This is a genomic window from Pseudomonas sp. NPDC089996 (assembly GCF_044748405.1).
Taxonomy (GTDB): domain Bacteria; phylum Pseudomonadota; class Gammaproteobacteria; order Pseudomonadales; family Pseudomonadaceae; genus Aquipseudomonas.
On record NZ_JBIVGA010000019.1, the window covers coordinates 35140 to 48763 of the forward strand.

Below are 13624 nucleotides of genomic sequence, written 5' to 3' on the forward strand. Positions count from 1 at the left end.
TCAAACCTCCTCCAGTGAATTCATGAACGCTTCCATATCGGCCCAGTCCTCGTCGGCGGTGCCGCCCAGGGCCTGCAGCTCTTCAGCCAGGGCTGCCAGGTGCGGGCGCTCGAACAGGCTGCGCATGGGCAGCGCGACGCCCAGTTCGGACTTGATCCGGGCAACGACCTGCGCCGCCAGCAGCGAGTGCCCGCCCAGGTCGAAGAAGCTGTCGTCCAGGCCGACGCGGGGCACCTGCAGCACGTCCATCCAGATCGCCGCCAGCTGTTGTTCCTGCTCGCTGACCGGCGCACGGAAGCTGGCCTGCAATTGGCTCGGGTCGGGTTCGGGCAAGGCCTTGCGGTCCAGTTTGCCGCTGGGGGTCAGGGGCAGCTTCTCCAGCAGCACCAGGTGCGACGGGACCATGTAGTCCGGCAACATCGCCCGCAGGCCCTCGCGGATCGCCTGGCGCTGCGCTTGGGCACTGGCGCCATCGGCTTCGGTGACCACATAGGCCACCAGTTGCCGCCCGCCGGCCATGTCCAGGGCCAGCACCGCCGCCTCGCGCACGCCAGGGCATTGCTGCAGGCGCATCTCGATCTCGCCTAGTTCGATGCGGAAACCGCGCACCTTCACCTGATGATCGACCCGGCCGATGTACTCGATGGCGCCACTGGCGTCGAAGCGGGCGCGGTCACCGGTGCGGTACAGGCGTTCACCGGCCGCCTCGGGGTCGGGCAGGAAGCGCTCGGCGCTGAGCGCGGGCTGGCCGTGGTAACCGCGCGCCAGCCCCGGCCCACCAATGTACAGCTCGCCGATGGCCCCGGCGGGTACGGGCTGCATCTCGCCGTCAAGAATGCACAGGCGGCGGCCAGCGAGGCCCTGGCCAATGGGGATGCCCCGCCAGGACACATCCTGCGAGGCCAGCGCCGTGCAGTCATGGATGCTGGAGACCACCGTGGCCTCGGTCGGGCCATAGGTGTTGAGCAAGCGCACACCGCCCAGGCCGGCGCGGCGCCACAGGTCGAGGCCGTCCACCGCCATGGCTTCGCCACCGACATGCACCTGGCGCAGCCCGGCAAACGCCTGTGGCGTGGCCCTGGCGTAGTCCTGTACCAGCATGTGCCAGTAGGCGGCCGGCAGGTCGGCGACGGTGATGCCGTGCTGCTGCAGTGCCTGCAGGAAGCTGGTGCTGTCCCACAGGCGGCTGTCGCGCAGCACCACGCGGGCGCCGACGCACAGCGGTGGGTAGAACTGCTCGACGAACCCGTCGAAGCTGCAGGTGGCGAACTGCAGCACACGATCATCCGCGCTCAGGCGCGAATAGTCGCTTGCCAGTTCGCAGAATTCGGCCAGGGCGCCATGGCTGATGGCTACGCCCTTGGGGCGGCCGGTGGAGCCGGAGGTGTAGATCACGTACGCGAGGTTGCCGGGCTGCAGGGCTACCTGTGGGGCATGTTCCGGTTGCTCGCCCTGGGCCTGGTCCAGGCACAGGACCTCGATGCCCTCAGCCACGGGCAACTGGCTCAGCAAGCCCGATTGGGTCAGCAGCAGGCGCAGGCCACTGTCGGCGAACACCTGGGCAATGCGTTCGCTGGGCGCTTGCGGATCCAGTGGCACATAGGCGCCGCCAGCCTTGAGCACTGCCAGCAGGGCAACCCCCATGTCCAGCGAGCGCTCCAGCGCCACACCCACCAGCACCTCGGGACCGACGCCCGACTGCACCAGTCGCTGGGCCAGGCGGTTGCTGCACGCTTCCAGCTCGGCGTACGTCAGGCTGGCGCCCTGCCCTTCACCGGCCAGCACCAGTGCGACCGCCTCGGGCGTGCGCGCTGCCTGCGCCTGGAAGCGCTGATGGGCCAGTGCCGACGCCTGCGGTGCGGGTGCCCGCAGCGCCCAGTCCTGCAACTGCCGGGATTGCGCAGCGTCGAGCAATTGCAGCTCGCCGACACGACGCTGCGGGTCGTCGAGTGCGCTGCGCAGCAGATTGCGCCAATGCCCGGCCATGCGCTCGATGGTGGCGGCATCGAACAGATCGGTGGCATAGGTGAAGGCGGCCAACAAGCGCTCGCCCTCTTCGCGAGTTTCCAGCATCAGGTCGCTGGCGGCGGCATGGGTGCGGGCGCCGGCCACGCTCTGCTCGGCGTCCAGGTGCGCCAGCTGCAGGCCGCAACCCAGGCGCATGCCCTGGATGTCGGTGACCAGCGGCTGATGGTTGTACATCACCTGGAACAACGCGTTGTGGCTCTGGCTACGGCTGGGCTGCAGTGCCTCCAGCAGCGCATCGAACGGCAGCTCCTGATGGGCTTGCGCACCCAGGGCGGTCTGACGCAGCGCTTGCAACAGCTGGGCGAAGGTCTGGCGGCCGTCCAGCTGGCTGCGCAGCACCTGGGTATTGACGAAGAAGCCGATCAGCCCCTCGACCTCGCCGCGGTTGCGGTTGGCGATCAGGCCACCTACGCGGATGTCGCCCTGCCCGCTGTAGCGGTACAGCAGGGTCTTGAAGGCCGCCAGCAACACCACGAACAAGGTCACGCCCTGGCGCTGGGCCAGCGCCTTCAGGCCGCTGCGCAACTCGGCGTCGATGGCGAACTCCACGCGCGCGCCAGCGTGGCTCGGCTGTGCCGGGCGCGGGCGGTCGGTGGGCAGTTCCAGTGGTTCGTGTTCCTCGCCCAGCTGGGCGCGCCAGTAATCGAGCTGTCGCGCCTGCTCGCCGGCTTCCATCCAGCTGCGCTGCCACATGGCGTAGTCGCGGTAGTGCACGGCCAGTGCCGGCAACTGGGCCTGGCTTCCAGCACTGCGGGCGTCCAGGCAGCGCATGAACTCTTCGATGAGGATGTTCATCGACCAGCCGTCGGCAATGATGTGATGCATGGTCAGCAACAGCACATGCTCATCCGCCGCCAGTTGCAGCAGCGCCACCCGCAGCAGCGGGCCCTGCTGCAGGTCGAACGGCTGGCCTGCTTCACGGGCCACTTCTTCACGGGTGCGCTGCAGGCGCTGATCGACACCCAGGCCGGACAGGTCGACATGGCGAACCTGCACCTGCGCACCGTCACCGACACGCTGCAAGGCCTGGCCGTCGACTTCGTCGAACGTGGTACGCAGGCACTCGTGACGCTGCACCAGATCGGCAAAGGCCAGGTCCAGCGCCGGGTGGTTCAGGTTGCCGAGCAGGCGTACGGCCCCGGGCAGGTTGTAGGCCGCGCTGCCCGGCTCCAGTTGCCAGAGGAACCACATGCGCTGCTGCGCATAGGAGAGCTGGTCGCGGCCAGCCACACCGCTGCAGTCGGGGATGGGGTAACGGGTGAAATCGACCTGCTCGTCGCGCAGGGCGGCGAAGAAGACACGGCGTTTTTCCAGCGGCAGTTCAATGAAGCGGCGCGCCAGCTTCAGGGATTGATCGAGGGTGCTCATAGGTCGTCCGAACCGGTGATGGGAGCCGCCCTGGGCTCCGCGATACCTGTTGAACGAATGATTCCGGCTTGCATTTAGGCGCTGTTTGCAAAACCCGTCGCGCCTGTTTCACGCAAGCGCCGGTGCGCCTGAAGACGTACCGGCGGTCACTGCGCGGCTTTACGGTTCAGCCGGCGCCGTGCCCCTCGGCCATGGCCACGATGACCTTGCGCTTGCCGGTGAAGGTACTGCGGGCGTGGGCGGCAAGCATGTTGTCGAGCATCAGCACATCGCCTTCCTGCCACGGGAAGGCGATGGTGCATTCATCCAGCACTGCGCGCACCTCGTCGAGGATCGAGTCCTCGATGGGCGAGCCGTCGCCGTAATAGACGTTTCGCGGCAGGTCTTCCTCGTCGACGACTTCCAGCAGGCTCTCGCGCACTTCAGCCGGCAGGTTGGACACATGGAACAGGTGCGCCTGGTTGAACCAGACATCTTCGCCGGTACGCGGGTGGCGGGCCACTGCCTGGCAGACCTGGCGGGTACGCAGCTCGCCGTCATCCTTCCAGTCACAAGTGATCGCGTGGCGTTGGCAGTAGGCTTCCACCACCGTGGGGTCGTCACTGTTGAACACCTGCTCCCAGGGCACATCAAGGCCGTTGCCGAAGTTGCGCACGTACATCAGCCCATGGCGGTTGAAACGCTCGTGAATGCGCGGGTCGATGCGGCGGAATACCTCGCGGCTGTCGGCAATCGGCGTTTCCCCGCCGGTCTCGGCGGCAATCATGCTGTAGAACCAGATCTTCATCGGCCATTCACGGGTGTAGGCCTGCTCGTTGTGCAGCGGGATCTTCTGGTGCGGCGGGTACTCGGTGGAGGTGTACACACCCTGGGTGACATTGCTGCGCGGGGTCGAGCCGAACTCGTAATTGAGCAGCGGGTGGCCAAAGCCACCGGCAAAGCTGCGGAAGGCCTCGGCACCGCCCACGTCGAAACCGCGAAACAGAATGCCACCGGCGTCGAGCAAGTGGCGGTCTACCAGCTCGCGGATCGGCTCCAGCGCCTCGTTGAGGTCAAGGCCCGCATGGGGCGCCTCGACCAACAGGGGCAGGCTGCGCTGGCCGGGCAGCAACGGCCGGGCCAGCAGTTCCAGTATGGCGCTCATGGCTGCCCCCTGGTGACGGCTGGCCGTAGCAGGTTGAGCAGCAATTGAATGGCAACAGGCAGCGCCTGGCTGGCCTTGAAGCAGGTGGCGGCATGCATCCTTCGACCCTCGTTGAAAATGACAGCAAGCTTCGGCCCGGGCGCGCGCAGCGCACGTCGGCCTTGTGCAGAGGAAACGAGGGGCACAGAGAGGGATTTAGCGTGGATGGCGTCCACGGCAAGATTCGAATCGTTATCGGGGGGTTCCCTTCCCCGCTGTTGACACATTGACAAGAAGAACAGAACATCGCCGCGCTTTTATGCGAATAGTTCGCATTAGCAATACGCTTATTATTTGTATGCCTGCTTTTCCAACGTACAGGAGTCAATGGATGTCCCCTTGCTTGCCGTCTACTGCTAACAACATTCGCCGAGCTGCAGTGGCGATCAGCCTCTCGAGTTCTCTGTTGGCCGCGACCAATGTCCACGCCGAGGCTGTCAACTACAGCATTGCCGCCGGATCTCTGGCCAACGCCGTGAGCCAGTTTGCGAATGCCAGTGGCGTGGCCGTCAACTTCAGCAACGAGGAAGTGGCCAACTTGCGCAGCGAAGGGTTGCGAGGCAATTACGACCTGGAACAGGGTTTCGCTCAACTGCTGCGAGGCAGCGGCCTTCAGGCACTTCAGGCGGGCGACAAACGCTACATGCTGGTTCACCCAAGCCAGGATGGCTCGATGGAGCTTGCCGCCACGACGGTATCCAGCGTCGGTCTGGGTGCCATCACTGAAGGCACGGGCAGTTACACCACTGGCTCGGCCAATACGGCGACTGGGCTACGACTCTCGGCCCGTGAAACGCCACAATCGGTCAGCGTGGTCACCCGCCAGCAGATCGAAGACCAGAACCTGAACAGCGTTGCTCAGGTACTCGAACAGACCCCAGGTGTAGTCGTCGACAGCATGGGCCCTGCCGGCAGCGATGCCAACCATATCTACGTGCGCGGTTTCGAGGTAGGCAGCATTCAGGTGGACGGCATCAACAGACCCGATACTTACGGGTTCCGGGACGACCTCGCCGACATGGTGAGCTATGACCGTGTGGAAGTAGTACGTGGCGCCACGGGGCTGATGTCCGGCACGGGCGACCCGGGTGCGACGGTCAACCTGATTCGCAAGAAGCCGACGCTGGAAACGCAACGGAAGCTGACCCTCAAGGCGGGCTCCTGGGACGATTACCGCGAGGAACTGGACGTGTCCGGCAAGTTGTCCGATAGCGGCAATGTGCGAGGGCGCTTCGTCGCGTCGAACACCAACAGCCAGAGCTACGTCGACCGCCAGTCCCTGGAAAAGCAAGCGTTCTACGGGGTACTGGAATGGGACATCACTGACAGTACGATGCTGACAGTCGGTGCGGAGTACCAGGAGATGGACAACGACGGTGCCGGTAACCACGGTTTCCCGATGTACAACTCCGACGGCAGCCACTTCAGCCCTTCCCGCTCGTTCAACTCCGCCTCGGACTGGAGTTACCACAAGCGTCGCACCAAGACGGTGTTCACCACCCTGGAGCATCAGCTGGACAATGGCTGGCAGTTGAAACTCAATGCCGAGCACAACCGTCGCAGCTATGACGACGCCTTTGCCACCGCGGCGAGCGGTACCGTCAACCCCGATGGCAGCGGCATCAGTACCTGGACCGGCCGCTGGGCGGGCGAACCCCGGCAGACCTCGTTCGACCTGTCTGCCGCAGGGCCATTCGAACTGTTCTCCCGCGAGCACCAGGCTTATTTCGGGGCCAGTCACTACAAGGCCTACTACCGCAACGCCGGCTACCCGCTGTGGTCGTTCCAGGACATCGACAATATCAACACCTGGGACGGTTCGCTGCCGATCCCGGACGCCATCCACACCAAGTCGTCGGAAGATGCCCTGGATGAAACCCAGGATGGCCTGGTCGCCTCGGTGCGCTGGAGCCTGGCCGACGATCTGTCGCTCATCACCGGAGCGCGGGTAATCGACTGGCAACGTGATGAAACCTCCACCACCTTGGCCACCGGCGACACCAGCCGCACCTCGCGAAGCGAAACGGGCGTTGTCACGCCTTACCTTGGCCTGGTGTACGACCTCAACGAAAACTGGTCGGCCTACGCCAGCTACACCACCATCTTCAAGCCGCAGAGCAACAAGGATGTCGCAGGCACCTACCTCGATCCATTAGAGGGCGTGAACTACGAGCTGGGTCTGAAGAGCGAGTTCTGGGACAAGCGCCTGACCACGGCCTTCAGCGTATTTGAAGTGCACCAGGACAACCTGGCAGTGGCCGATGGCAGCAACCTGGCGCCGGACGGCAACCAGGCCTACCGTGCCGAATCGGGTACCAAGACGCGCGGTTTCGAGATGGAGGTGGCCGGCGAGATCTTGCCCGACTGGCAAGTATCGGCCAGCTACACCTATGCCGTCAGCAAAGATTCCGATGGTGACCGCCTGAACACTGAAGTGCCGCGAGACACACTGAAGCTGTTCACCACCTACCGTCTACAGTCCCTGCCGCAATTGAAAGTCGGTGGCGGTGTGCGCTGGCAGGGTAGCGAATACTACAAAGACGCCGGGCCGAACGACGAGACCTTCACCCAGGACCCCTACAGCGTTGTCGACCTGATGGCGCAATACGCCTTCACGCCACAAACCAGCGTATCGCTCAACCTCAATAACGTCTTTGACAAGACCTACTACACCGCCATCGGCTCACGCGGCTGGTATGGCGCTCCACGTAGTGCAACGGCTACTTTGGTGTACGCGTTCTGAGTCAGTTTTCTTCGACGTGGTGGTTCCCACGGATGGGCACCATCGCCGCTCGAGTTTCTCGAACTGAGCTGCAATCGATTGCCGAAATGGGGGGGGCACCTTGTACCGTGGCTCAAGCGGAGGGCGTGGAGCGTGATGAAGAATGCGTCCCCTGCTGGAATCGAACCAGCATCTAGCCCTTAGGAGGGGCTTGTTCTATCCGTTAAACTAAGGAGACATCAAGCGCTGTATCTTACGCAAAACCAAAGGCTTAGGAAAGTTACCCTTGGCCGCGCCCCGCCGGCGGCGTTGTCGATCTGAATGCAGCGATGACGAGACGGCGAGCATGTTAACCAGCGCGCCACCGTTTGTCATGCCTGAATCGGGCTTTTGCATGTGCGGTTTTTCCGAGAACCTTCAGGCGATCAGTTTTTCCCCACGTAGCAGATCGAGCAAGCCAGCCACCGCCGCTGCCAATTCACCTGAGTTGTCGAGGAGGTGGACCGCCGCACCCGCTTCCTGTTGAAGCCGGGCATTGCGCGCCAGGCGCTGGTCTATCTGCTGCGCAGTTTCGCGCCCACGGGCGAGCAAGCGCTCGCGCAGCACCTCGGGCCGTACCTCGAGGCACACGGCCAGAAGATCCGGGTACCGCTCACGTGCGGTGGGTAAATAGGCCCGCGATCCATTGACGAGTACCGGGTGCCCGCTCGCCAACCATCGATCCACCTGTACCGGTATCCCATACTCCAGGCCATTGGCCTGCCAATGCATGGCAAATGCCCCCTCCTCGCGCATTTGCGCGAAGCGTTCTGCGCTCACGCCTTGCGCTGCCTCACCCTTGGCCTCAGCAGAGCGCGTGATGACCCGACGGGCAATTTGCACCCCTGCCGCAGACAATTGCGCGCGAGAAGCATCGATCAAGGAATCTTTTCCCGAACCTGATGGTCCTATCAGAAATATCAGGCGGCCTGAGGCTCCATCTCGGGCGCTTGCGTCATGTTGCATAGCCACTATGCTCTATGGAAGGAAACCCGCGCATTCTAGGTGTTTTCTGGGGCCTTTGCTGCGTTTTACAGGTTTTTGACGGCAAAAGGCTGACAGTGCGGCGGGCTGGATAATGCAAAACTTTTCTAACCAGTGCTCATTTCTGATAATTGGTACTGGCAAAAAGCCTTTATCCAGCTCACTATTTGTCACAGAATTGACGCCAAGGAAACGGCGACCATGAGGCAAGATGAGCTCCCAAATTTTCATGACGGTTGAACATTTTGTCGTCGCCACGGTCGTATTTCCACCTCCGTGCGGCCAATTTGAGAACCGCTTCCCCTGAACCAGTAAACCCGGTCAATTTATATGCGCCCAATGAAACAGGCTATTTATTCGAGCCGCACCGCTGACAAGTTCGTCGTCCGCCTGCCAGACGGGATGCGTGAGCGCATTGCCGAGGTAGCGCGCAACCATCACCGCAGCATGAACTCCGAAATCATCGCGCGCCTGGAGCAGAGCCTTATCCAGGAAGGTGCGCTGGGCGACGAGCTGAGCATGCGCCTGGACAGCCCGGAGCTGTCGCTGCATGAGCGCGAGCTTCTGCAACGTTTCCGCCAGCTGTCGCACCGCCAGCAGAATGCGCTGGTGTCCCTCATCGCTCACGATGTGGAAATGGCCGCCGACGCTTCCTGAGGCCGGCAGCAAGCAGACACGAAAAAGCCAGCGTAAGCTGGCTTTTTTCGTTGTGCCTTGCAGCGTCTTCGCCGGAACTGTTTTTATTGGAGCAACTAAAGCTTGCGCAGGCTTTGTGGGAAATTACCCAGCCCTGCGGGTTACGCTGTCGCAGACGGAACAATGTCCGAAAGGGCGCCGCCATACCCTGTGGGAGCGGCTTTAGCCGCGAAGCAGGCGACACGGTGGATGGCACCGGCTTTGCCGGTGTTCGCGGCTAAAGCCGCTCCCACAGAGTCCTTGTTAAATCAGATAGGTGTGATCTGTTTCATGAGCGGGCGAGCCCGCGAACCGGCAAAGCCGGTGCCACAGGGACCGCGTACGCTTTCTCAGAGCAGGAACACTGTGGCCAGGCCCAGGAAGATGAAGAAGCCACCGCTGTCGGTCACTGCGGTGATCATCACGCTCGCCCCCATCGCCGGGTCACGCCCCAGGCGGGCCAGGGTCATCGGGATCAGTACACCCATCAACGCCGCCAGCAGCAGGTTCAAGGTCATCGCTGCGGTCATTACCACGCCCAACGACCAACTGCCATACAGCCAGAACGCCACTGCACCGATCACGCCACCCCACACCAGGCCGTTGATCAGCGACACCGCCAACTCCTTGCGCATCAGGCGGCTGGTATTGCCCGGCGATACCTGGTCCAGCGCCATGGCACGGACGATCATGGTGATGGTCTGGTTACCTGAGTTGCCACCAATACCGGCAACGATCGGCATCAGCGCAGCCAACGCCACCAGCTTTTCAATCGAACCCTCGAACAGGCCGATCACGCGCGAAGCAACAAAGGCGGTAATCAGGTTGATCGCCAACCACGCCCAACGGTTGCGCAGCGAACGCCAGACCGAGGCGAAGATGTCCTCCTCCTCGCGCAGACCCGCCATGTTGAGCACTTCGCTTTCGCTCTCCTCACGGATCAGGTCGACCATCTCGTCAATGGTCAGACGGCCAATCAGGCGCTCGGCCTTGTCGACTACCGGCGCCGATACCAAGTCATAACGCTCGAAGGCTTGCGCCGCATCGTAGGCATCTTCCTCGGGCTGGAACGATACCGGGTCGGTTGCCATGACCTCCGCTACTTTCTTCTCCGGGTCGTTGACCAGCAAGCGCTTGATCGGCAGCACGCCCTTGAGGATGCCGTCATAGTCGACCACGAACAACTTGTCGGTATGGTTGGGCAACTCTTTGAGGCGGCGCAGGTAACGCAGTACCACTTCCAGACTGACGTCTTCGCGGATGGTGACCATCTCGAAGTCCATCAGCGCACCGACCTGCTCCTCGTCGTAGCTCAAGGCCGAGCGCACACGCTCGCGCTGCTGGGCATCGAGGGTTTCCATCAGCTCGTGAACCACGTCACGCGGCAGCTCTGGCGCCAGGTCGGCCAGTTCGTCGGCGTCCATTTCCTTGGCCGCAGCGAGGATCTCGTGATCGTCCATGTCGGCGATCAGCGATTGACGAACAGAGTCGGAAACTTCGAGGAGGATGTCGCCATCGCGATCCGAGCGCACCAGCTGCCAGACCGTCAGGCGGTCCTGCAGGGGCAAGGCTTCGAGGATGTAGGCGATGTCGGCAGGGTGCAGGTCATCGAGCTTGCGCTGCAATTCGACCAGGTTCTGGCGGTGGACGAGATTTTCCACCAGGTCGTTGTGCTGACCTTCCTGGCGATGAGTCAGGTCTTCCACCACGCGTTGACGCTGCAGCAGCTCGACCACCTGAGCCAGGCGATCCTGCAGGCTTTCTTGCGCTTTCTTTACTTCTACTTCAGTCATAGGCGAACTCCACCCCCAGCAGCGGAGCACGCCAGGAGAATCAATCAGTCAGATCTAGCTGTAAGAATCTTGTTAAGGAGTAACTACTGGGTAAGTCCATGGTGGTTTTCCACAAGCCCCGGCGGGGCTGACGGGCGCAATCATACACTGCCTGTGCTGTCAGATCGCTTAAAATTTTTGGCCAGAACAATCGTTTGCGTGATAAAGCTGGGACAACGCTCGAAGCCATCAGTGCGACGGCAGGCGCGCAATAGAAAACACATCCACCGCGCAAAAAAACTGTCGGGCCGGTTACTGTGCAGTCTAGTCAGGCATCACTGACAAAGCAGTGAAACAGAAAGCAAAAAGCCCGCTCATTCGAGCGGGCTTCTTGATTGTATGGCGGACTCAGCAGGATTCGAACCTGCGACCGCTCGGTTCGTAGCCGAGTACTCTATCCAGCTGAGCTATGAGTCCGTGGTGGTAGTTTTAGACCAGATTACCACTGGTGGGTGAAGCGACCTTGCAAGCAGAGCCACTTCGAAAGTGGCGGACTCAGCAGGATTCGAACCTGCGACCGCTCGGTTCGTAGCCGAGTACTCTATCCAGCTGAGCTATGAGTCCGTGGTTGGCAGTTTCAAACCAGATACCGCTGGCGGGTGAAGCGACCTTGTAAGCAAAGCCACTTCAAAAAGTGGCGGACTCAGCAGGATTCGAACCTGCGACCGCTCGGTTCGTAGCCGAGTACTCTATCCAGCTGAGCTATGAGTCCGCGATTGGTATTTTTTAGACCAGATTACCACTGGTGGTTTGAAGCAGCCTTGCAAGCAAAGCCACTTCAAAAGTGGCGGACTCAGCAGGATTCGAACCTGCGACCGCTCGGTTCGTAGCCGAGTACTCTATCCAGCTGAGCTATGAGTCCGTGTCTTGCCGCGCATATTAGTTCGCTGAAACATTTTTGCAAGAACTTTTTCGTTTAACTTCAACGACTTAGCGTTCTTACCGTTTACAGCGCACTACGCAAATAATGGCGGTGAAGGGGGGATTCGAACCCCCGATACCCTTATGAGGTATACTCCCTTAGCAGGGGAGCGCCTTCGGCCACTCGGCCACCTCACCGCAACACGAGGCGAATATTAAAGAACCTCTTTCACCTTTGCAACCCTTTTTTTGAAAAAAACTTCAAAAAAATTAAAGGCTTGGCTCTTCATCCTTCTCCTTCTTGATCCGCAGGTAGATTTCCTCGCGGTGAACAGCCACTTCTTTCGGGGCGCTGACACCAATACGCACCTGGTTGCCTTTGACGCCGAGCACCGTCACGGTGATCTCGCCATCTCCAATGATCAGGCTCTCGGCGCACCGACGAGTCAGAATCAACATAGCTTTCTCCTTACGCAAAACATTCAGGGATTACAGTCTTGGGATGTCAGGGCCTGGGCGTGGACGACGACACAGGGCCTGGATGATCGCCCCGCCGGCAGGACAGGGCCTGCGTGGCGACCAGAAACGCGAAGGGCGCGGCCAAGCCGCGCCCTCCGGGCAACGCCTTACTCGCCCTGTCGGGCCGGAGCATCGAGCTCGAACGCGGTGTGCAGCGCGCGTACGGCCAGTTCCAGGTACTTCTCTTCGATGACCACCGAGACCTTGATTTCGGAGGTGGAGATCATCTGGATGTTGATGCTCTCCTTGGCCAGCGCTTCGAACATGCGGCTGGCCACGCCCGCGTGGGAGCGCATGCCAACGCCGACGATCGACACCTTGGCGATCTTGGTGTCGCCGATCACTTCACGGGCACCGATTTCACGCGCGGTGTTTTCCAACACGCTGTAGGCCTTCTCATACTCGTTGCGGTGCACGGTGAAGGTGAAGTCGGTGGTGTTATCGTGCGAAACGTTCTGCACGATCATGTCCACTTCGATGTTCGAAACGCTGATCGGGCCGAGGATCTTGAAAGCGACGCCCGGGGTGTCCGGCACGCCACGAATGGTCAGCTTGGCCTCATCACGGTTGAAGGCGATACCGGAAATGATCGGCTGTTCCATGGATTCCTCTTCATCAATGGTAATGAGGGTACCTGGACCCTCCTTGAAGCTGTGCAGCACGCGCAGCGGAACGTTGTACTTGCCGGCGAACTCCACCGAGCGGATCTGCAGCACCTTGGAGCCGAGGCTGGCCATTTCCAGCATCTCTTCGAAGGTGATCTTCTCCAGGCGGCGAGCCTGCGGCACGACGCGCGGGTCGGTGGTGTAGACGCCATCGACGTCGGTGTAGATCTGGCACTCGTCAGCCTTCAGCGCGGCCGCCAGGGCCACGCCGGTGGTGTCGGAGCCACCACGGCCGAGGGTGGTGATGCTGCCATGCTCGTCGACACCCTGGAAACCGGCCACCACGACCACGCGCCCTTCCTTGAGGTCGGCACGGATCTTCTGGTCATCGATCTGCAGGATGCGCGCCTTGTTGTGCGCGCTGTCGGTGAGGATGCGCACCTGGTTGCCGGTGTACGACACCGCTGGCACACCACGCTTGATCAAGGCCATGGTCAGCAAGGCAATGGTGACCTGCTCACCGGTCGACACGATCACATCCAGTTCACGCGGAACCGGCTGATCGGTGATCTGCTTGGCCAGGTCGATCAGGCGATTGGTTTCACCGCTCATGGCCGACAGCACAACCACCAGGTCGTCGCCCGCTTCACGGTGTTTCTTGACCTTTTCGGCTACCTGCTCGATCCGCTCGATGGAACCGACAGAGGTGCCGCCAAATTTCTGTACGATCAACGCCATTTCAATGGTGCCTCAGCCCATACCGGGCCTCAAAAAAACCATCCAACATGAAGGGGCAAGTGACTAGACC

At 61.6% G+C, this 13624-nt stretch carries 8 protein-coding genes and 6 tRNA genes; 2 read left to right on the top strand and 12 right to left on the bottom strand.

All coding sequences use genetic code 11. The features are described from left to right. Both ACIPW4_RS24455 and ACIPW4_RS24460 read right to left on the bottom strand, forming a co-directional pair. Positions 1–3396 (bottom strand): amino acid adenylation domain-containing protein, encoded by a 3396-nt coding sequence (locus tag ACIPW4_RS24455; protein WP_400662484.1) that lies wholly within the window; start codon positions 3394–3396, stop codon positions 1–3. Positions 3397–3562: 166 nt separating this feature from the next. Next, the gene (locus tag ACIPW4_RS24460; RefSeq protein WP_400662487.1) at positions 3563–4540 is read right to left on the bottom strand and encodes a TauD/TfdA family dioxygenase; all 978 of its coding nucleotides are present in this window, start codon (positions 4538–4540) and stop codon (positions 3563–3565) included. Positions 4541–4910: 370 nt separating this feature from the next. Between ACIPW4_RS24460 and ACIPW4_RS24465 the strand changes: the two genes are divergently transcribed. Beyond that, a complete protein-coding gene (locus tag ACIPW4_RS24465; protein ID WP_400662490.1) occupies positions 4911–7322 on the top strand; it encodes a TonB-dependent siderophore receptor in 2412 nt (803 codons plus the stop codon). 145 nt (positions 7323–7467) lie between these two features. Here ACIPW4_RS24465 and ACIPW4_RS24470 read toward each other — a convergent pair. Continuing rightward, positions 7468–7539: transfer RNA gene (locus ACIPW4_RS24470), tRNA-Arg, on the bottom strand. 179 nt (positions 7540–7718) lie between these two features. Continuing rightward, complete coding sequence (gene phnN, locus ACIPW4_RS24475) at positions 7719–8306, bottom strand: phosphonate metabolism protein/1,5-bisphosphokinase (PRPP-forming) PhnN (RefSeq protein ID WP_400662493.1); 588 nt, start codon at positions 8304–8306, stop codon at positions 7719–7721. 348 nt (positions 8307–8654) lie between these two features. Between phnN and ACIPW4_RS24480 the strand changes: the two genes are divergently transcribed. Further along, positions 8655–8981 carry an Arc family DNA-binding protein gene (locus ACIPW4_RS24480; RefSeq protein ID WP_400662495.1) on the top strand — a complete coding sequence of 109 codons (327 nt, stop codon included), beginning with the start codon at positions 8655–8657 and terminating at the stop codon, positions 8979–8981. Between the two features lie 368 nt (positions 8982–9349). On the opposite strand, the gene mgtE is transcribed toward ACIPW4_RS24480, so the two are convergent. The 8 genes from mgtE to ACIPW4_RS24520 form a co-directional block, all read right to left on the bottom strand. Next, on the bottom strand, positions 9350–10792 hold the full coding sequence (gene mgtE / locus ACIPW4_RS24485) for a magnesium transporter (protein WP_400662498.1): 1443 nt from the start codon (positions 10790–10792) through the stop codon (positions 9350–9352). Positions 10793–11171: 379 nt separating this feature from the next. Continuing rightward, positions 11172–11248, bottom strand: a tRNA-Arg gene (locus ACIPW4_RS24490). A 70-nt stretch (positions 11249–11318) separates the two neighbouring features. Continuing rightward, a tRNA-Arg gene (locus ACIPW4_RS24495) sits at positions 11319–11395 on the bottom strand. Positions 11396–11466: 71 nt separating this feature from the next. Continuing rightward, positions 11467–11543: transfer RNA gene (locus tag ACIPW4_RS24500), tRNA-Arg, on the bottom strand. Positions 11544–11616: 73 nt separating this feature from the next. Further along, a tRNA-Arg gene (locus ACIPW4_RS24505) sits at positions 11617–11693 on the bottom strand. 106 nt (positions 11694–11799) lie between these two features. Next, positions 11800–11890, bottom strand: a tRNA-Ser gene (locus ACIPW4_RS24510). Positions 11891–11962: 72 nt separating this feature from the next. Continuing rightward, the gene (gene csrA, locus ACIPW4_RS24515; protein ID WP_003254503.1) at positions 11963–12151 is read right to left on the bottom strand and encodes a carbon storage regulator CsrA; all 189 of its coding nucleotides are present in this window, start codon (positions 12149–12151) and stop codon (positions 11963–11965) included. Positions 12152–12318: 167 nt separating this feature from the next. Further along, the gene (locus ACIPW4_RS24520) at positions 12319–13554 is read right to left on the bottom strand and encodes an aspartate kinase (protein ID WP_400662500.1); all 1236 of its coding nucleotides are present in this window, start codon (positions 13552–13554) and stop codon (positions 12319–12321) included. Positions 13555–13624 lie beyond the last annotated feature (70 nt).